The organism is Proteus sp. G2300, assembly GCF_009915965.1.
Classification (GTDB): domain Bacteria; phylum Pseudomonadota; class Gammaproteobacteria; order Enterobacterales; family Enterobacteriaceae; genus Proteus; species Proteus vulgaris.
In genome coordinates, this window is record NZ_JAABNK010000007.1 from 1 (window position 1) to 19,081 (window position 19,081).

Here is a 19,081-nt window from a genome sequence, read left to right on the forward strand (position 1 = left end):
TGATGCCCTTCTCTAGGAGAATTACGCGAGTAATTAACCTAATACTTTAGCAACAACGCCCGCACCTACTGTACGGCCACCTTCACGGATAGCGAAACGTAAACCGTCGTCCATCGCGATTGGGTGAATCAGTTCAACGATCATGTTGATGTTGTCACCTGGCATTACCATTTCTACGCCTTCTGGTAATTCGATAGTACCAGTTACGTCAGTTGTACGGAAGTAGAACTGTGGACGGTAGCCTTTGAAGAATGGAGTATGACGACCACCTTCATCTTTGCTCAGAATATATACTTCTGATTCGAATTTAGTGTGTGGCTTGATTGAACCTGGTTTAGCCAGTACTTGTCCACGTTCGATTTCTTCACGTTTAGTACCACGCAGCAGAACACCAACGTTCTCACCTGCACGACCTTCGTCAAGTAATTTACGGAACATTTCAACGCCAGTACAAGTTGTTTTAACTGTTGGTTTGATACCAACGATTTCAACTTCTTCACCAACTTTGATTACACCACGCTCAACACGACCAGTTACTACTGTACCACGGCCTGAGATTGAGAATACGTCTTCGATTGGTAACAGGAATGGTTTGTCAATTGCACGCTCTGGTTCTGGGATGTATGAATCCAGTGCTTCTGCTAATTCAACAATTTTTGCTTCCCACTCTGCTTCGCCTTCCAGTGCTTTCAGCGCTGAACCACGGATTACTGGAGTGTCGTCACCTGGGAAATCGTACTGAGACAGAAGTTCACGAACTTCCATTTCAACTAATTCCAGTAACTCTTCATCATCTACCATGTCACATTTGTTCAGGAATACGATGATGTAAGGAACACCAACCTGACGACCTAACAGGATGTGCTCACGAGTTTGTGGCATTGGGCCATCAGTCGCAGCAACTACCAGGATCGCTCCGTCCATTTGCGCAGCACCAGTGATCATGTTTTTAACATAGTCGGCGTGACCTGGGCAGTCTACGTGTGCGTAGTGACGAGTTGGAGTGTCGTATTCTACGTGTGAAGTAGAGATGGTGATACCACGAGCTTTTTCTTCTGGTGCGTTATCGATTTGATCGAATGCACGAGCAGCACCACCGTAAGTTTTAGCTAAAACTGTAGTGATTGCAGCAGTCAGAGTTGTTTTACCGTGGTCAACGTGGCCGATAGTACCAACGTTAACGTGCGGTTTTGAACGTTCAAATTTTTCTTTAGACACGACTATATTCCTTAATATCGCTCCCTCTTATTAGAGGGAGCGTAAACTAAATTGAACTCGAAAGGATCTTATTTCGCTTTACGAGCTTCGATAATAGCCTGAGCGACGTTGCTAGGCGCTTCGTTGTACTTCAAGAACTCCATAGAGTATGAAGCACGACCCTGAGTTTGTGAACGCAGGTCAGTTGCATAACCGAACATTTCAGCCAGTGGTACTTGAGCACGGATGATCTTACCGGTAGGCAGATCGTCCATACCTTCAACCATACCACGACGACGGTTTAAGTCACCGATAACGTCGCCCATGTAATCTTCTGGCGTTTCAATCTCAACTTTCATGACTGGCTCAAGCAGAATTGGCTTAGCTTTCATGAAGCCGTCTTTAAATGCCATTGATGCGGCAATTTTAAACGCGATTTCTGAGGAGTCAACATCATGGTAAGAACCGTAATGTAAACGAGCCTGAATATCCACAACAGGGTAACCTGCTAATGGACCAGATTTCAGCTGTTCTTGAATACCTTTATCAACAGCTGGGATGAATTCTTTAGGAATTACACCACCAACGATATCGTTGATAAATACGTAGTTCTCTTCACCACCTGCTGGTAATGGAGACAGATCGATAACAACATGACCGTACTGACCACGACCACCAGATTGTTTCGCGTGCTTACCTTCGATATCAGTTACTGTATCACGAATAGTTTCACGGTAAGCAACCTGTGGTTTACCTACGTTCGCTTCAACTTTAAATTCACGACGCATACGGTCAACTAACACGTCTAAGTGCAGTTCACCCATACCAGCAATGATAGTTTGACCAGTTTCTTCGTCGCTTGATACGCGGAAAGATGGATCTTCTTGAGCCAGACGGTTCAGAGCGATACCCATTTTTTCTTGGTCAGCTTTAGTCTTAGGTTCGATAGCAACAGAGATTACTGGCTCTGGGAATTCCATACGTTCTAAGATGATTGGTGCATCAATTGCACATAAAGTATCACCTGTAGTTACGTCTTTCAGACCGATAGCAGCAGCGATGTCGCCCGCACGAACTTCTTTAATTTCTTCACGCTTGTTAGCATGCATCTGAACAATACGGCCAAAACGTTCTTTTTTGTCTTTAACCGGGTTCAGAACAGTGTCACCTGAGTTTACAACACCAGAGTACACACGGAAGAATGTTAAGTTACCAACAAATGGGTCAGTTGCGATTTTGAATGCCAGAGATGAGAATGGCTCTTCGTCGCTTGAGTGACGTTCTGCTGGAGTATCTTTACCGTCTGGTAACATACCGTTGATAGCAGGTACATCTGTTGGTGCTGGCAGGTATTCAATTACCGCATCCAGCATTGCCTGAACACCTTTGTTCTTAAAGGCAGAACCACAGGTAACCAGGATAATTTCGTTATCTAGAACGCGTTTACGCAGAGCAGCTTTGATTTCTGCTTCTGACAGTTCTTCACCGCCCAGATATTTGTCCATCAGTTCTTCTGATGCTTCAGCTGCAGATTCAACCAGGTTATTGTGCCATTCTTCAGCTAAATCTTGCAGATTTGCAGGAATGTCTTCGTATTCGAAGGTAACACCTTGGTCTTCTTCATTCCAACGGATTGCTTTCATTTTGATTAAATCAACAACACCGGTGAAATTTTCTTCAGCACCAACTGGGATTTGCAGTGGAACTGGGTTTGCTGCCAGACGTGTTTTGATTTGTTCAACAACACGCAGGAAGTTAGCACCCATACGGTCCATTTTATTAACGAACGCGATACGTGGTACATGATATTTGTTAGCCTGGCGCCATACTGTTTCTGACTGAGGCTGAACACCACCAACTGCACAGTAAACCATAACCGCGCCATCAAGAACACGCATAGAACGTTCTACTTCGATTGTGAAGTCAACGTGTCCTGGGGTGTCGATGATGTTTACACGGTGAGGCTCGAACTGTTTAGCCATACCAGACCAGAATGCAGTAGTTGCTGCGGATGTGATAGTAATACCACGCTCCTGCTCCTGCTCCATCCAGTCCATTGTTGCTGAACCTTCGTGAGTTTCACCAATTTTATGGTTTACACCGGTATAAAACAGAATACGTTCACTTGTAGTGGTTTTACCGGCATCGATGTGCGCACTGATACCGATATTACGGTAGCGTGCTATGGGGGTTTGACGAGCCATTTTTTCCTCTCTCGTGGGCGTTCAATTCAGGTAAAGGACAGCATAGCTGTCCTGAAAAGAGTTGCTACAACTACTTCGTGGATTACCAACGGTAGTGTGCGAACGCCTTGTTTGCATCTGCCATACGGTGAACGTCTTCACGTTTCTTAACAGCAGCGCCTTTGTTTTCAGCCGCATCAGATAATTCATTTGCCAGGCGAAGAGCCATGGATTTATCACCGCGTTTACGAGCAGCTTCAACAATCCAACGCATTGCTAATGCATTACGACGAACTGGGCGTACTTCAACTGGAACTTGGTAAGTTGAACCACCAACACGGCGGGATTTAACTTCCACAGTAGGACGTACGTTATCTAATGCGATTTCGAACGCTTCCAGTTCAGTTTTGCCTGAACGCTGAGCCAGGGTCTCAAGCGCATTATATACAATTGATTCCGCAGTAGATTTTTTACCGTCTACCATCAGAATGTTTACAAATTTAGCCAGCAGTTCTGATCCGAACTTAGGATCTGGCAGAATTTTACGTTGACCAATTACACGACGACGTGGCATGGAAATACTCCGTTTAAAATTCAGGGTTGTCCAAAACTCAATGAGTTTATTTTGACATTATTTGTGAAAAAATGTTTGGCCTTACTTAACGGAGAACCATTAAGCCTTTGGCTTCTTCACACCGTACTTAGAACGAGCTTGTTTACGGTCTTTAACACCAGAACAGTCCAGCGCGCCGCGAACAGTGTGGTAACGCACACCTGGTAAGTCTTTAACACGACCACCACGGATTAAGATTACGGAGTGCTCCTGCAAGTTGTGGCCTTCACCACCGATGTAGGAAGAAACTTCGAAACCGTTAGTCAAACGCACACGGCATACTTTACGCAGTGCTGAGTTTGGTTTTTTTGGAGTGGTAGTATATACACGAGTACATACGCCACGTTTTTGCGGGCAAGCTTCCAGAGCTGGAACGTTGCTTTTAACAACTTTCGAGCTACGAGATTTGCGTACCAGCTGATTAATAGTTGCCATTTAAAAAAAGCTCCTGGTTTTTGCTTCGTAAACACGGATTTGAACTCTGTCTTGTCAACAAGACAAAACATGAGGACGCAGAATTTTATTGCTGACAGGCTCATGTGTCAAGAATTATACAGCAATTCTACGCTCCCCAATGAATTTGTTGAGGGTGTTTTACCGTTAAATCGACAAAATCACCATAACTAATGAGTTTAATATGATGAGATACTTGATCTTTTAAGCCTCTCGCTAAAACATCATCAATTAATGCGTAAACTGAAATTTGCTGTTGAAGACAATATTTTAATAAGGGATTCTCTTCAAGAACTGCCAGTACACCATCTTGAATTAACAACACGTCATCTTGTTTTGTTAATAAAGATAAAAAAGCCTCTAAATCACTTTGGTAAATAGAGACGGAGTAAGTATACAACATAACCGTTCAACCTTCCTGCCTAACTTCTGTATTAAAAGCGCAATACCACCCCATATTCACTCAATTTTTGAGCAATATCTTGATGAGATATCACCTGTGCATCCAGCACAAAAGCAGTTTGAGAGGACAATCCACGATGAGTCATATCTTGATGTGATATATAGACGTTTGTTACATCATACAAGGGAAGCACTTTAAAAGTTGCAGCGTGATGGCGAGATAACACACCTTCAGGCTGTTGATTTTCAACTAATTGGAACACGCCATCTGATATAAAAAAAACACCTATCTCTTCCGTTAATGCAGAGGTTGCGAGTAAAGCATCCAAACCTTCCCGTCCAGCACTATTACCGTGAGGTGCTTGTGTAAAAAGAAAGGCAATTGAATTCATTTTTTTCATTAAAATTGCACCACACGTGAACACGTCAACATCGCTTGAGCAAGTGAACCTAGGCCACTAAGTTCAAATTCCGTTGCCATATTATGATTATCAATTCCTTGCTCTTTGGCTTGTTGTTCATCAATGATCCCTCGACGTAATGCAGCAGCAACACAAACATGTAAAGGAATTTGGTGTCTTTTCGCCAATGTTATCCACGCTTTGGGAAGATCAAATTCATCATTTGCTGGTAACACCAATCTGTTGGCATTTACCACCCCTTCCCGATAGAAGAAAATTTGCGCAATTTGATGCCCTTTCTCAAGAAGGGCATTTGCAAATAAATAGGCACTTGAAGCTTGTTCAGTTCCATAATGAGGCCCTGTTACCACTAAACAATATGTCAAGGAACTCATAATGTGGCTCTATTCTCCATTTTTAAACTGGCGAATATAGAGATAGACCGTATGTTTTGAGATATTCAGTCGATCAGCAACTTGGTTAATGGCGTCTTTAATATCAAAAATACCTTTTTCATAAAGGCTTAACACAACTTGTTTATTTTTTGCGTTATTGGCAACTTCACGATCATTATTCACTTCCTCAATGGTGAACTCTAATGTTTGGGCCACGAGATCATCAACAGATGAGGCAAAGTTAACATCAGAAGCAACTTCATGTGTTTCTTCAGGAATAAAGGTTTTGATTATTTCAGAGAATGGAACATCAAGGTTCATATTAATACACAATAAACCGATAACACGACGTTCGCGATTACGAATCGCAATCGTGATCGATTTCATCAATGCACCACTTTTCGCTCTAGTAAAATAAGCCTTTGAAAAACTTGAATCTTCATCTGTAATATCATGTAACATTTGTAATGCCAAATCGGTAATTGGAGAACCAATCTTACGACCAGTATGTTCTCCATTCGCGATTTTAACCGCTGAACATTTCAAATCTTCCAGAGAGTGCAATACGATTTCACAATGGTTGCCAATGAGTATAGCTAAACCTTCTACGGCAGCCTCATAGGACTTCAATATTTCGTGATCAGTTTGAGTAAAAGGTCGGCTATCTAGTTTTTCAAACTCGCTGCTGTCACCATTAAATAACGGGCTAGACATTTGATTATATAATCCTTAAAGGCTTTAATTATGATAATGACTTGAGGTTCTATTTTTTATAACGGTTCGTCACTGCGGATCAATTTAATATTAAAAAATTTAAATATAAAAACTGAATTAGGCACAATTCTGACGTTAGATCGTCAGACGATCTACGTCAAGTGTCTTAGAATAAGAGCTTTGTCATAGGTCACAGCTTTTTTCGTTTTTTTAATCTTTTCGTATCAACGCCCTCTTTATTTTTAAAAATTTCACCTTTAAAGATAGGAGGGATAAAGATTGACACTCTTGAAGAGATTACCTATATTCCAAATTATTATTTTAGCGTGTAATTAATCCCTTGAATATACTGATGATATGCCAATCTCAGCAACTTTCATCAACAGTAGGGTTAATGTCTGTTGCTTCTATGCCTATTAAAATTCCCTCTTCACCACTTCCGTCTGTCAAAGTGGTTGTCGTCAATACAACGGTTGTTGTTGCAACTGACATTGCTTAATTTATTAGTTCGACTTAATTGCGTATGAACCAACATACTATAATTGAAGTGTTATTTACGTTTATTTGTTAATGTTTTCTCAATTGCCAACTATTACTAAAAATAGTCAAGCCATCTTACTGCTCATTTTACAGGTATATCGTCATGTATTTACGTCAATATTGGGCGAAATTCGGTCCAACGACATTATTCGTTTTATTATGGAGTAGCGGGGCTATTTTTTCGCGTTGGGGTTTAGATAATGGTAGCTCATTTGCTATTTTAACTTGGCGTTTTATTATCGCGTTAGCATTTCTTTCTTTTTTGTGTATTCAGCGTCATCGTTTTTTGCCTCCGAAAGGAAGTCGATTAAAAACAGCATGGGTAGGTTTGTTAATTATCGGCGGTTATTCTATTTGTTATCTTTTGGCGCTTGCTAATAGCATAACACCCGGAATGCTGGCCACAATAATGGGTGTACAACCGATTATTACATTATGGATAATTGAACGTAATTTTACCGCAACTCGATTGTTAGGACTTCTAATCGCATTAGCAGGGCTAGTGTTGGTAGTTGCACAAAGTGTATTTAATACAGCCCTTTCATTAACAGGGATGATTTATGCATTAATTGCCCTACTTTGCATGAGTGTTGGTGCAATTTCACAAAAAAAACTGCAATTAGCTCCCATGGACGCCTTGCCACTGCAATATGTTGTTAGTCTCGTATTGTGCTTGTTATTTGTGCCATTTAAACCTTTTGATGCCTCATTCGATATTGGCTTTATCATTCCTGTTCTTTGGCTAGCTATTATTATTTCTGTTGTTGCTCAGCTACTGTTATATCGTTTACTCACAACAGGTAATTTAGTTAATGTCACGAGCTTATTTTATTTAGTACCGGGAGTGACGGCATTCATGGATTACATCTTCTTGGGTAATAAGATGTCTTTACTCACTTTAATAGGGATGGGGGCAATCATTATTGGCTTGCTGTTTGTTTTTAAAAAAACCAAAGCTATTATTATCGAAGAGACTGTAGACTAACGCTATACGTTAATAAATGATGTACGATACATTAGAAATAAAAATGCTGGCATTTATGCCAGCATTTTTTAGTGATATTGAGTGATAAGTGAATTACTTATCGCTTTCAACACTCAGTAATTCAACTTCAAAGACTAAGGTTGAGTTAGCTGGAATACCACTTGTTGCGCGTTGGCCATAGCCTAATTCTGGTGGAATAACTAACTTGATTTTGCCACCTTCTTTGATGTATTTCATGCCTTCAGTCCAGCCAGGAATAACACTCTTTAGGCTAATTGTCAGTGGCTCATTACGATCATAAGAACTATCAAATTGTTTACCATCAATCAGCATACCTTTGTAGTGTACAGTCACACGATCAGCATCTGTTGGGGTTTTACCTTTACCTGGATTTTCAACTAAATACAATAGACCTGATTTTGTTTTTACGACACCTTTTTCAGCTGCAAATTCTGTACGGAATTTATCACCCGCGGCTTTGTTTTCTGTGGCTTCTTTTTCCATTTTCGCGGTTGCAGCAGTACGGACTTGATCTTCAAACGCCGCTAAGGTTAATTCAATCTCAGCATCTGATAATTTGGATTTACTGTTAAATGCATCCTGAACCCCTGCCAACAGTTGTTTAGAATCTAAAGTAATACCAATATTTTTTTGCTCTTGTAATGCAGCTTCCATATAGCGACCCATCGACGCGCCTAACGCATAGGCATTTTGCTCATTTTGAGTTTTAAATGCACTATTTAATGTTGGCACTTTAGCTGCTTCTTCAGCAAATGCTTGAGGTGCGCTGAATGCGAAAGCTAAACTGGTTGCCAGCAACGTCGTTTTTAATAAAGATTTCATCCCATTCTCCAGTATATGTTAGTGAGTCGCTACGTTTTAAAAATGATCATCATAGATCTTCACTAAAACGTTTTGCATCACATCTTGCTGTCGTTGCGGTATAGATCTCATCCGCGGGTAGCAATTTTATATGAATTAAAAAAATTTGCCGACACTCATAACAGTTAATGTTAGGATTTTTGTCAGCACAGAGTGTTATCACATTAACAAAATAGTCTTTTATCTCAAACCAGATTTATGTCTTCCTGTGTATATATCAGTAAATAAGATTAAATTTCACGAGTTCGTTAGTCACATTCGTCGTAATTCGACATTTCAAAGGAGGAAAAACACAATGGATATTAAGGAAGTAGAACTATTGCTCATTCAATTAGAAAGCAAAGTTGCTTTCCAAGATGCGACTATTGAAGAGTTAAATCAGGTGGTTACACAGCAACAAATTGAAATTAGTCGCTTTAAAGAAGCATTAAAGATTGTCACTGAGCGCTTAAAAACATCTCAATCCTCAATAATTGCAAGACCCGAGGATGAAACACCTCCCCCACACTATTAAGTGATGACTTTCCTTTTAACGTAATCAAAAAAACAAAAAGGAGCGTTTAAACGCTCCTTTTGATCTTTCTTTAGACAGATTAGTGTTGGCAACCGCAACCGCCATGACCGTGGCCGTGACCACCGTTGCCATGACCTTCGCCACCGCAGCATCCACCTTCTTCACCGTGAGAATGGCCATGACCATGACCACCGCCACAACATCCACCGTCTTCACCGTGACCGTGGCCACCACAACATTCGTGCTCTTCTTCTTCACCGTGCACGTGGCCGTGTGCTAATTCTTCTTCTGTCGCTTCACGAATAGCAACGATTTCAACATGAAACTTCAGGTTTTGGCCTGCTAACATGTGGTTACCATCAACGATAACTTCGTCACCTTCAATACCTGTAATTTCTACTGGTACAGGACCTTGATCGGTATCCGCAAGAAAACGCATGCCAACTTCTAACTCATCAACACCAACAAAAACATCTTTTGGAACGCGTTGAACTAAGTTTTCATCGTATTGGCCATAAGCATCATCAGAAGCCACTTCTACGTCGAATTTCTCACCGACTTCGCGACCTGTTAATGCATTTTCTAAACCACTGATTAAAGAACCACGGCCATGCAGATAGTCTAACGGTGCGCTCACCGTGGACTCATCAACTAAAACACCGTCTTCTGATCTTACTTGATAAGCCAGACTAACTACCAAGTCGTTTGCTACTTTCATGACATCTCCTACATACCCGTGGGCAAAATTTTCCCGATTGTAACGAAAAATAAATCTTCTGTATCGGGTTATATCAAAAAAACCTACAATTATTGTGGTGTAAAGATCCCAATGACCTGTTCATTTTCACGAACAAGTGAATTAACTTCACCCTCTGTTTGTCGTTGCTGATGGCCACATTGAGCACATTCGACAATATCAACTTTATCTTCGCGCCACATTTTGAGTGTGTCTTGAGCTTGACAGTGTGGGCACACAGCTCCTGCGATAAAGCGTTTACGGGTTGCAGACATGGGGTCAGTTCTCCTGTTTATCAATAGATCTTTTTTCTTTACTTATTTGAGGAATGTCCTCTGTTAAAGATTCATCCCAAATATCAGGTTGATGATGCTCTTGGCGAATTTCTTCATTAAAGAGTTCTTCAAGCTCTCGCCTTGCTTCTTTTACGCGAGATACGTTGGAAACCTCTTCTGGTGATTCATCCACCAGCTTTCTGAGTAATTGCATATCCAAACGGCGAAAATGCTGTTGCGCTCGATAAGCTTGATGAGGATGCATACCCAATTCAATTAATGTCTTACGGCCTAACTCTAAAGCACTAGAAAATGTTTCTCGACTAAAATCTGTTACACCCGCTTTAAGCAATTCATGAGCCTCAACACGCCCTCTTGCTCTTGCAATAATATGCAAATTAGGAAAGTGACGCTGACAGAGGTGAACAATTTCCATCGTTGCTTCAGATTCATTACTCGTGATAACAATCGTTTTTGCGTATTCCGCACCTGCCGCTCGTAATAAATTAAGATCCGTTGCATCACCATAATAAACTTTATAACCGTATTTACGCATGGTACTTAAACTTCCCACATCATGCTCTAGTACGGTGATGTTAATCTTGTTGGCCATCAACAAGCGTCCTACAACTTGCCCCATTCGACCAAAACCAACAAGAATGACTTCTGGATGATTATTTTCAACAAAAGGCTGTTCGTCTGTTTTGGCCTCATTATAACGGCGAGATAACACAGCGTCTGTCATTTGCATCACAAGTGGTGTAGTCATCATAGAAAGCGTGACAACCACCAGCAATAATGCCATTTGCTGACTATCTAATACCCCCATCGCCATTGATGTTGAAAAAACAACGAAGGCAAATTCACCACCTTGACTTAATACTGATGAAAACTGTAAACGTGTAGAAAAGCGCAATCCAGCTAGCCATGCAATGCCATAAAGTATTAGTCCCTTAGTTATCACGAGAATAAGCACACCCAGTAAAACCTCAGGTAAATAGCGCCATAAAATACCAATATCTAAAGACATGCCGACAGAAATAAAAAATAGCCCTAATAATAACCCTTTAAACGGTTCAATAGAGATTTCTAATTCATGCCTATACTCTGAATCTGCTAATAACACGCCAGCAATGAAGGTTCCCATTGCCATTGAAAAACCGAGAGTTTCCATAAAAATGGCGGCTCCCAGCACGACTAATAGTGCTGCGACTGTAAAGACTTCTCTTACACCCGATTTCACCACTAAACGAAACAGAGGTCGTAATAAATAACGCCCACAAATCAACAATGCCGCAAAAGAAACAATTTTTAATCCAATGCGATACCAATCACTACTAGCTGTTTCTCCTGCAAGTAATGGAATAACAGCAAGAATAGGGATCACAGCCATATCTTGAAATAACAGCACCGCAAAACCTAACTGCCCTCCCTCGTTATGATTCATCCCTTTTTCATTCATAAGCTGTAGTGCCATAGCCGTTGAAGACATTGCAATACCCAATCCACCAATAACCGCCGCTTGCCATGAAAAAGAGGTTAAAACGAGAATAAGTCCTGAAAAAATAGAAGCGGTGAAAACTACCTGCATGGAACCCACACCAAATATAGCGCGTCTTAATTCCCATAGCTTAGCTGGGTTTAATTCCAATCCAATCAAGAACATTAGGAAAACCACACCTAATTCAGAAAAATGTAAGATGTCATCAACATCTTTAAATAACCCAAGCCCCCAAGGTCCAATAACAATACCTGCTATCAAATACCCTAATACCGCCCCAATTTTAAGACGTTGTGCAATAGGCACCATGACCACCGCAGCACAAAGGAAAAAGAGCACCGCTTTAATCATCCAATTATCTTCCATCAGACATGCTCCCCTTCAAGTGGCGCACCTAACCAATGGCGATAAGCCTCTCCAATATGCGTCAATGTTGTTTTAGACTGTTGCCTTGCTGAATACACAATCATAGGCGATAACCAACGCATACCACACATTTCTGCCATTAATTCGAAAGGACGTAATAATTCAGTGAGTGTGTAGCGATTCTTTCCGTTATGTTGGTAAGCATATTCAGGTTCGCCTGTGGTCACAACACAGCGAAATGATTTCCCTTTTAAATGTGACCTTCCACTTTGATTTGCAAAAGGACGTGTTAGTACTCTATCTTGCCACTCTTTTAATAATGCTGGGCAACTATATGTTTGTAGTGGAAATTGAAAAACAATCACTTGATGCTGACACAGCAAGGATTGCTCATGATGTATATCAATAAAAAAATCAGGATAAGTAGCATATAAGTCATGGATAGTTATATTCTCTAGATCCCTCACCGCATTTAGTAACGCTTTATTAGCAATTGATTGGCGCGGCTCGGGATGGACATACACCAGTAATACATTTGATGCGTTTAACATCATTCCTCCTTACAAAACGTGTCAGAAACCATTTTTTCCGTTACCATGCACGCATTGTGACCAACTGTTACGAACAACTTACTCTATATATTAATTTACATACTCCTAATAGACGATATTTATGATTGTTTTTTCTTCTTTGCAAATTCGCCGTGGTGTCAGAGTGTTACTGGATAATGCCAGTGCAACTATTAATCCAGGGCAAAAGATTGGTCTAGTCGGCAAAAATGGTTGTGGTAAAACCACATTACTCTCTTTATTAAAAGGTGAGCTTCAAGCTGAAGCGGGAAATGTGACCTTTCCCAGTACTTGGGCAATGGCGTGGGTTAATCAAGAAACACCTGCACTTGATGTACCAGCAATTGATTATGTCATTGATGGTGATAGAGAATATCGCCAACTAGAACAACGATTACAAAAAGCCAACGAGATCAATGACGGCCACGCTATTGCGCTTATTCATGGGCAATTAGATGCCATTAATGCATGGACAATACAATCTCGTGCTGCAACCTTACTTAATGGCTTGGGTTTTAGCCAACAGCAACTTAATGAACCTGTAAAATCATTTTCAGGCGGTTGGAGAATGCGTTTAAACTTGGCGCAAGCGTTAATTTGTCGTTCTGATTTACTATTACTTGATGAGCCTACCAACCACTTAGATTTAGATGCCGTTATTTGGCTTGAGAAATGGCTGAAAAGCTATACTGGTACCTTAATTTTAATTTCCCATGACCGTGATTTTCTTGATCCGATCGTGGATAAAATATTGCATATTGAACAAGAGAAAATCTTTGAATATTCAGGTAACTACTCTTCATTTGAAATGCAACGGGCAACAAAACTCGCTCAGCAACAAGCCTTGTTTGAAAACCAGCAATCAAAAATTGCACACTTACAAAATTTTATCGATAGGTTTAAAGCAAAAGCCACTAAGGCTAAACAAGCACAAAGTCGAGTGAAAATGCTTGAGCGAATGGAGCGCGTTGCACCAGCTCATACCGATAACCCATTCCAATTTAGTTTCCGTCAACCTGAAAGCTTACCTAATCCATTACTCTCGATGGAAAAAGTCAGTGCTGGTTATGGTGAAAAAATTATTCTTAATGATATTAAGCTGAATTTAATCCCTGGCTCACGTATTGGGTTATTAGGGCGAAATGGTGCAGGTAAATCGACGCTAATTAAATTACTTGCGGGTGAGCTTGAACCACTACAAGGAAAAATGGCTCTCTCAAAAGGCATTAAACTAGGTTACTTTGCACAGCATCAATTAGAGTTTTTACGCTCAGATGAATCAGCGCTACAACACCTAACTCGTTTAGCGCCTAAAGAGACTGAACAGAAATTACGTGACTATCTTGGTGGCTTTGGTTTCCATGGTGATAAGGTTACCGATGCTTGTGGTCAATTTTCTGGGGGTGAAAAAGCACGTTTAGTGTTATCCCTTTTAGTCTGGCAACGCCCTAATTTGCTGTTAATGGATGAACCAACTAACCACCTCGATTTAGATATGCGCCAAGCGCTAACTCAAGCTTTAATTAGCTTTGAAGGCGCGATTGTTGTGGTATCGCATGATAGGCATTTACTGCGATCAACAACCGACGTTCTCTATCTTGTTCATGATGGTCAAGTTGAACCTTTTGATGGCGATCTTGATGATTATCAGCAGTGGTTAGTTGATCAAAACCGCCAAGAAACACAAGCCAATAAAAACCAACAAGATAAAGACAATATCGCGACAACAAATTTAAGTGCGCAAGACAAAAAAGAGCAAAAACGCAAAGAAGCCGAGTTTAGGCAACAAACCCAACCTCTGCGTAAAAAGCTGACGATATTAGAAAGTAAAATGGATAAACTCAGCCAAGAGTTGACACTTATGGAAACGGCGCTTTCTGACAGTGGTATTTACGATGTCAGCCGTAAAAATGAGCTTTCTGATTGTTTAAACCGACAAGGTATCGCAAAGTCAGCGCTTGAAGAAGTTGAAATGGAATGGATGGAATTACAAGAAACATTGGAAGAGATGACAAATACATTTGGATCTCAGTAATTACCTATCATTCATTAAAAAAGGAACTGTTTTAAGTAAAATAGTTCCTTTACCTTTATCTCATTATTCATTCTTAAAATTTATACAATTCATTTCACTTACGGTATTTATATCATTTTATAGTAGCACTATTTACACAAAATATAATCTTACCCTATCTGGTAATACCCCAGTAAAAATAACAAGCTAACATTTATTTTCTGACTATTCAGATTAAGTAAGGGAAATAAATTCTTTCACACTAAAGTTTCTAACATTCCAGCCGAATTAATCATTCTGCTAAGTGGACCTCCCACTTACCGACGAAAAGATAAAGCTAATAGGTAGGGTTATGTTAAAACGAATTAAAATCTCTCAAGGTTTAATGTGTGTCCTGACGCTGTTTTGTATTATTCAGATTATTTCTGGAGTACAAAGTATTCACGATGCCTACCAGACTCAGAATAAACTCAAGAAAATTTCATACAGTTTCGACCAACTACGCACAATGGATAATACTTATGCGGAGTTGAATACATTACGTACTGATATTATTGCACAAGCATTTAGCTATATTTCAAATCCTCAGGCTGAAGATGCAAACATCACTGCATTTATGCAAACTATGCCAGCGCGTAAAGCACAAGTTGATACTCTGATGAATGAGTATGTTGATTTATCCGCTCAAACAGGATTTGATCAACAGCGTATGGCGCAGATCAAACAGCTTTATCAAAAAAGCCGCGCTGATCTTGATTTGTTAGCACAATATTTAAATGAGCGAAATACCAATGCTGTTCGATTGATCTTAAAAAGCCCAGCCAATACTGATTTTACCAACTCACTGTATGAAGCCACAGATTTTATTACAGATGACGTGGTCAATCCGTCAGTGGCTGAAGCGGAAAAGAACTACTACAGTATGTTATGGATAGCCTCTACCTTTATGGGTATTTTCCTTATCTTCACCACATTAGTTCTTATTTGGATCCGCAAATACATCATTGCTCGTATTAATCAAATGATCACCTATCAGGAAACTATCGCTAAAGGCGATTTAGTCAGTCGTATAGATAGTGATGTTTCGGGTAATACTGAAATAGACCAGCTTATGCTGGGCTTACAACAAATGCGAGCACAATTAAAAGAGATGGTGAGCGCTATTCGAAATAGTAGTGCCACCATTTATACCGGTGTACAAGAGATTGTGGCAGGAAATAATGACTTATCCAGCCGAACAGAAGAGCAAGCCAGCGCATTAGAAGAAACCGCATCCAGTATGGAGCAGATGACAGCAACTATCCGTAATAATACCGATAGCGCTCGTGAGGTCACAGAACTGGTGATGAGTACCGCTGATATCGCTGTTCAAGGTGGAGAACATAGTAACAAGATGGTCATGACGATGACAGATATTGCCGATCGCTCACAAAAGATTGGTGAAATCACGGCTGTTATTGATGATATTGCATTCCAAACAAATATCTTAGCTCTCAACGCAGCGGTTGAAGCCGCAAGAGCGGGCGAACAAGGCCGAGGATTTTCTGTAGTTGCAAGTGAAGTGCGCAACTTAGCACAGCGAAGTGCCGAAGCAGCGAAAGAGATCAAAGAGCTTATCGAATCAACAATCTTACGTGTTAGACAAGGTAATGATCTGGTTGAACAAGTCAGTTTATCAATGGGTGAAATTGTCACATCCGTCAATCATGTTTCAGGTTCAATGAAAGAAATTTTATCTGCATCAGAAGAGCAAACTCGTGGTATTGCACAAATTAGTCTTGCTGTTAATGAAATGGATAAAGCAACTCAACAAAATGCAGCCATGGTTGAACAATCAACCGCTGCGTCTACCACACTAAGTGAACAAGCCAGTATGTTAGATATTATCGTAAATACATTTAAAGTAGAGAACGAAAAACCAGCACTGACTAAGTTACCCACCTTTTCAGCTCAATCACAAGAAAAAGAGGTGATTAAAACATCAACAATAAAAACGAATCATCATGAAACCGATGATAACTGGGAAAGTTTTTAAGTTCCCAAAAAAGTGAAAGCTAGGTGCAATAAATAGTCTATTACATTACATATAACAAAACCTCTACCTACCATACTCCCAGCCATTTTTCTGGGAGTATGTCTAACCCACGATACATTGACATATTAAAAACGATCGTTTTTATACGAAAAAACATATTTTTTAAGAAAATTAAACGCATTCATCAAGACGATGTATCTATTTCACTTATCATAAAATAAAACGAACACTAAAAATAAAACACAGCTACAATCGCTTTATTATTCAGCAAAGACATTATTAAATCTTAATATTAGCAAATAAACATAAAAAATTAGTAAGATAATATACCTATAGTCTTTTATATAAATCATTAGAATATTTTAGCTATTAGCTGGTAATTAAAACTAAAAAAAGAAATATAAATCATCTTTACCATTAAATAGAGTAGAAAAGGTAAAGTTTTTAGATATTAAGCCGAATAAGTTTAATTGATGAATGTTTATCGCTCCTTGCTGTGTGTCCTACAAATCAATTAAATAGGTAAGGCTATGCTGAAACGAATAAAAATATCTAATGGCTTAATGTTTATCTTAATACTGTTTTGCACCATTCAACTTTTCTCTGGTGCAATGAGTATCCGTGACGCGAGTTTAACAAATAAGCGGATCTCACAATTAGCAAATGGCTTTGAACAGATAAAAACGATGGATTATGGTTATGCTGAGTTAAATAAATTACGTGAAGATATGCTTAATGTTATGTTTGACGCTCATCTCACGCCCGACATTGCAGAAGATAAAATTACCCACTTTCTATCCACCTATCCACAACGCAAACAAGAAGTTACCCATATTATTAGTGCCTATTTTTCTTCCGCTCAAAATGCCAATTTTGATCCCGAAAAAATAGAAAAAATGAAAAAACTATTTAACCGAGTACTTTACGATCTCGATCAGCTTGCATCATGTTTAGAAATTCATGATTACTACGGCTTTCAATCCCTTTATGCACATAATACCAATGAACGATTCACTCAATCCCTCTATGAAGCAACAGATTATCTCAGTGATAACGTGGTGACCCACGCAAGAGAAGCCGCACAAGGTAATTACGAACGCACATTAATTTTAGCGTTTGTTTTTATGTTTATTTTTATTCTTTTTACAGTTCTTGTTGTACTTTGGATACGTCGAAATATTGTTTTACGTATCAATCAAATCGTGGATTATATGTCAGAAATTTCTCAAGGAAATTTATTAGAAAATAAAGACATCACAGCAAAAGGGAATAATGAAATTGACCAATTAATTACGGGTATTCAGTATATGCGCACTGAACTCTCATTAATTGTAAATGCTATTCGAGGAACAAGTCATCATATTTACACGGGTGTTCAAGAGTTATCAGCAGGCAATACCGATCTTTCTTGCCGTACTGAAGAGCAAGCAAGCGCATTAGAAGAAACCGCATCTAGTATGGAACAACTCACAGCAACAGTGAGAAACAATACAGAAAGCGCTCGTGAAGTTTCACATCTCATTAATCAAACATCAAATATTGCCAGTAAAGGGGGAGATGTCACGAATAGAATGGTTAAAACTATGACGGATATTGCCGAAAGTTCGCAAAAAATTGGTGAAATTACCACCGTTATTAATAGCATTGCTTTTCAAACTAATATTCTCTCATTAAATGCGGCCGTTGAAGCAGCTAGAGCGGGTGAGCAAGGACGAGGTTTTTCGGTGGTGGCGACTGAAGTGAGGGAATTAGCACAGCGTAGTGCAGAAGCTGCGAAGGAAATAAAAGAATTAATTGATGCTTCAATTAGCCGAGTTCGCCATGGTAATGATCTTGTTGAGCAAGTTAGCATGTCTATGGGTGAAATACTGACCTCTGTCAAACATGTTGAAGACTCAATGACAGAAATTTTATCCGCATCTGAAGAACAAACTCGTGGTATTACTCAAGTCTCTCTGGCCGTTACAGAAATGGATAAAGCAACCCAACAAAATGCCGCTATGGTTGAACAATCCTCCTCTGTAGCAAGTTTATTGACTGAAGAAGCGGGTAATCTTGAACAGATCGTTGAGCAGTTTAAAACAACGGAAAGTAAGCAGTACGATAAAAAATCACATCATAACGTCATTGAAATACCGTTCTCTTCTGAAAAGTTATCACAGAAAAAAGGGGAAAAAATAAAAAACACCGTCAAGGATGAAATAAAAGAGAGAAATTCCACAAAAGAAACATCCATCAAAAATGATGAAGACGATGATTGGACAAGCTTTTAATTCACTTATTATATGATGATAAAACAGTGAGTT

General features: G+C 39.7%; 19 protein-coding genes. 6 read left to right on the forward strand and 13 right to left on the reverse strand.

Annotated elements, in window-relative coordinates; translation table 11 throughout:
• Window positions 1-33 precede the first annotated feature (33 nt).
• From tuf to GWI97_RS05300, 8 genes are all read right to left on the reverse strand, one after another.
• A complete protein-coding gene (tuf, locus tag GWI97_RS05265; RefSeq protein WP_036933947.1) occupies window positions 34-1,218 on the reverse strand; it encodes an elongation factor Tu in 1,185 nt (394 codons plus the stop codon).
• A gap of 68 nt (window positions 1,219-1,286) precedes the next feature.
• Window positions 1,287-3,401: an elongation factor G gene (fusA, locus tag GWI97_RS05270; RefSeq protein ID WP_036933945.1), complete on the reverse strand. Its 2,115-nt coding sequence runs from the start codon at window positions 3,399-3,401 to the stop codon at window positions 1,287-1,289.
• An 82-nt stretch (window positions 3,402-3,483) separates the two neighbouring features.
• The gene (gene rpsG / locus GWI97_RS05275; protein ID WP_004246897.1) at window positions 3,484-3,954 is read right to left on the reverse strand and encodes a 30S ribosomal protein S7; all 471 of its coding nucleotides are present in this window, start codon (window positions 3,952-3,954) and stop codon (window positions 3,484-3,486) included.
• A gap of 99 nt (window positions 3,955-4,053) precedes the next feature.
• Window positions 4,054-4,428, reverse strand: coding sequence for a 30S ribosomal protein S12 (gene rpsL, locus GWI97_RS05280; protein ID WP_004236497.1), 375 nt, complete (start codon window positions 4,426-4,428; stop codon window positions 4,054-4,056).
• 127 nt (window positions 4,429-4,555) lie between these two features.
• Entirely contained in the window at window positions 4,556-4,849 is a 294-nt protein-coding gene (tusB, locus tag GWI97_RS05285) for a sulfurtransferase complex subunit TusB (protein ID WP_036933944.1), read from the reverse strand.
• Window positions 4,850-4,880: 31 nt separating this feature from the next.
• Window positions 4,881-5,249 (reverse strand): sulfurtransferase complex subunit TusC, encoded by a 369-nt coding sequence (gene tusC / locus GWI97_RS05290; protein ID WP_082239435.1) that lies wholly within the window; start codon window positions 5,247-5,249, stop codon window positions 4,881-4,883.
• A complete protein-coding gene (gene tusD / locus GWI97_RS05295) occupies window positions 5,249-5,644 on the reverse strand; it encodes a sulfurtransferase complex subunit TusD (protein ID WP_036933943.1) in 396 nt (131 codons plus the stop codon). The genes tusC and tusD overlap by 1 nt, the downstream gene beginning before the upstream one ends.
• Before the next feature lie 9 nt (window positions 5,645-5,653).
• A complete protein-coding gene (locus GWI97_RS05300) occupies window positions 5,654-6,358 on the reverse strand; it encodes a helix-turn-helix transcriptional regulator (RefSeq protein ID WP_036933941.1) in 705 nt (234 codons plus the stop codon).
• A 352-nt stretch (window positions 6,359-6,710) separates the two neighbouring features.
• Here GWI97_RS05300 and GWI97_RS05305 point away from each other — a divergent pair, with 352 nt between their 5' ends.
• Window positions 6,711-6,857, forward strand: a complete 147-nt coding sequence (locus GWI97_RS05305) for a hypothetical protein (protein WP_158482370.1) — start codon at window positions 6,711-6,713, stop codon at window positions 6,855-6,857.
• A gap of 144 nt (window positions 6,858-7,001) precedes the next feature.
• Entirely contained in the window at window positions 7,002-7,883 is an 882-nt protein-coding gene (locus GWI97_RS05310) for a DMT family transporter (protein WP_161751865.1), read from the forward strand.
• A 93-nt stretch (window positions 7,884-7,976) separates the two neighbouring features.
• Here GWI97_RS05310 and fkpA read toward each other — a convergent pair whose 3' ends face one another.
• Window positions 7,977-8,726, reverse strand: a complete 750-nt coding sequence (gene fkpA / locus GWI97_RS05315; RefSeq protein WP_036938758.1) for an FKBP-type peptidyl-prolyl cis-trans isomerase — start codon at window positions 8,724-8,726, stop codon at window positions 7,977-7,979.
• Window positions 8,727-9,060: 334 nt separating this feature from the next.
• Between fkpA and GWI97_RS05320 the strand changes: the two genes are divergently transcribed.
• Window positions 9,061-9,279: a SlyX family protein gene (locus tag GWI97_RS05320; RefSeq protein ID WP_036933939.1), complete on the forward strand. Its 219-nt coding sequence runs from the start codon at window positions 9,061-9,063 to the stop codon at window positions 9,277-9,279.
• A gap of 79 nt (window positions 9,280-9,358) precedes the next feature.
• Here the strand turns inward: GWI97_RS05320 and slyD are convergent, their stop codons facing one another.
• From slyD to kefG, 4 genes are all read right to left on the reverse strand, one after another.
• Window positions 9,359-9,997 (reverse strand): peptidylprolyl isomerase, encoded by a 639-nt coding sequence (slyD, locus tag GWI97_RS05325; RefSeq protein WP_036933938.1) that lies wholly within the window; start codon window positions 9,995-9,997, stop codon window positions 9,359-9,361.
• An 89-nt stretch (window positions 9,998-10,086) separates the two neighbouring features.
• On the reverse strand, window positions 10,087-10,290 hold the full coding sequence (locus GWI97_RS05330; RefSeq protein ID WP_036933937.1) for a YheV family putative zinc ribbon protein: 204 nt from the start codon (window positions 10,288-10,290) through the stop codon (window positions 10,087-10,089).
• Window positions 10,291-10,294: 4 nt separating this feature from the next.
• Window positions 10,295-12,157 (reverse strand): glutathione-regulated potassium-efflux system protein KefB, encoded by a 1,863-nt coding sequence (kefB, locus tag GWI97_RS05335; protein ID WP_161751866.1) that lies wholly within the window; start codon window positions 12,155-12,157, stop codon window positions 10,295-10,297.
• Window positions 12,157-12,708 (reverse strand): glutathione-regulated potassium-efflux system ancillary protein KefG, encoded by a 552-nt coding sequence (gene kefG / locus GWI97_RS05340; RefSeq protein ID WP_161750549.1) that lies wholly within the window; start codon window positions 12,706-12,708, stop codon window positions 12,157-12,159. The genes kefB and kefG overlap by 1 nt, the downstream gene beginning before the upstream one ends.
• Window positions 12,709-12,829: 121 nt before the next feature.
• On the opposite strand from kefG, the gene GWI97_RS05345 reads away from it, so the two are divergent.
• The 3 genes from GWI97_RS05345 (at window position 12,830) to GWI97_RS05355 (ending at window position 19,048) form a co-directional block, all read left to right on the forward strand.
• Window positions 12,830-14,761 (forward strand): ABC transporter ATP-binding protein, encoded by a 1,932-nt coding sequence (locus tag GWI97_RS05345; RefSeq protein WP_161751867.1) that lies wholly within the window; start codon window positions 12,830-12,832, stop codon window positions 14,759-14,761.
• A 331-nt stretch (window positions 14,762-15,092) separates the two neighbouring features.
• Window positions 15,093-16,775 carry a methyl-accepting chemotaxis protein gene (locus GWI97_RS05350; protein WP_087803683.1) on the forward strand — a complete coding sequence of 561 codons (1,683 nt, stop codon included), beginning with the start codon at window positions 15,093-15,095 and terminating at the stop codon, window positions 16,773-16,775.
• A 530-nt stretch (window positions 16,776-17,305) separates the two neighbouring features.
• A complete protein-coding gene (locus GWI97_RS05355) occupies window positions 17,306-19,048 on the forward strand; it encodes a methyl-accepting chemotaxis protein (protein WP_036933931.1) in 1,743 nt (580 codons plus the stop codon).
• Window positions 19,049-19,081: the final 33 nt, after the last annotated feature.

Coding starts and splice junctions, on each gene's coding strand:
- fusA (WP_036933945.1), bottom strand. CDS start 3,401: ATGGCTCGTCAAACCCCCATAGCACGCTACCGTAATATCGGTATCAGT.
- rpsG (WP_004246897.1), bottom strand. CDS start 3,954: ATGCCACGTCGTCGTGTAATTGGTCAACGTAAAATTCTGCCAGATCCT.
- rpsL (WP_004236497.1), bottom strand. CDS start 4,428: ATGGCAACTATTAATCAGCTGGTACGCAAATCTCGTAGCTCGAAAGTT.
- tusB (WP_036933944.1), bottom strand. CDS start 4,849: ATGTTGTATACTTACTCCGTCTCTATTTACCAAAGTGATTTAGAGGCT.
- tusC (WP_082239435.1), bottom strand. CDS start 5,249: ATGAAAAAAATGAATTCAATTGCCTTTCTTTTTACACAAGCACCTCAC.
- tusD (WP_036933943.1), bottom strand. CDS start 5,644: ATGAGTTCCTTGACATATTGTTTAGTGGTAACAGGGCCTCATTATGGA.
- GWI97_RS05300 (WP_036933941.1), bottom strand. CDS start 6,358: ATGTCTAGCCCGTTATTTAATGGTGACAGCAGCGAGTTTGAAAAACTA.
- GWI97_RS05305 (WP_158482370.1), top strand. CDS start 6,711: ATGATATGCCAATCTCAGCAACTTTCATCAACAGTAGGGTTAATGTCT.
- GWI97_RS05310 (WP_161751865.1), top strand. CDS start 7,002: ATGTATTTACGTCAATATTGGGCGAAATTCGGTCCAACGACATTATTC.
- fkpA (WP_036938758.1), bottom strand. CDS start 8,726: ATGAAATCTTTATTAAAAACGACGTTGCTGGCAACCAGTTTAGCTTTC.
- GWI97_RS05320 (WP_036933939.1), top strand. CDS start 9,061: ATGGATATTAAGGAAGTAGAACTATTGCTCATTCAATTAGAAAGCAAA.
- slyD (WP_036933938.1), bottom strand. CDS start 9,997: ATGAAAGTAGCAAACGACTTGGTAGTTAGTCTGGCTTATCAAGTAAGA.
- GWI97_RS05330 (WP_036933937.1), bottom strand. CDS start 10,290: ATGTCTGCAACCCGTAAACGCTTTATCGCAGGAGCTGTGTGCCCACAC.
- kefB (WP_161751866.1), bottom strand. CDS start 12,157: ATGGAAGATAATTGGATGATTAAAGCGGTGCTCTTTTTCCTTTGTGCT.
- kefG (WP_161750549.1), bottom strand. CDS start 12,708: ATGTTAAACGCATCAAATGTATTACTGGTGTATGTCCATCCCGAGCCG.
- GWI97_RS05345 (WP_161751867.1), top strand. CDS start 12,830: ATGATTGTTTTTTCTTCTTTGCAAATTCGCCGTGGTGTCAGAGTGTTA.
- GWI97_RS05350 (WP_087803683.1), top strand. CDS start 15,093: ATGTTAAAACGAATTAAAATCTCTCAAGGTTTAATGTGTGTCCTGACG.
- GWI97_RS05355 (WP_036933931.1), top strand. CDS start 17,306: ATGCTGAAACGAATAAAAATATCTAATGGCTTAATGTTTATCTTAATA.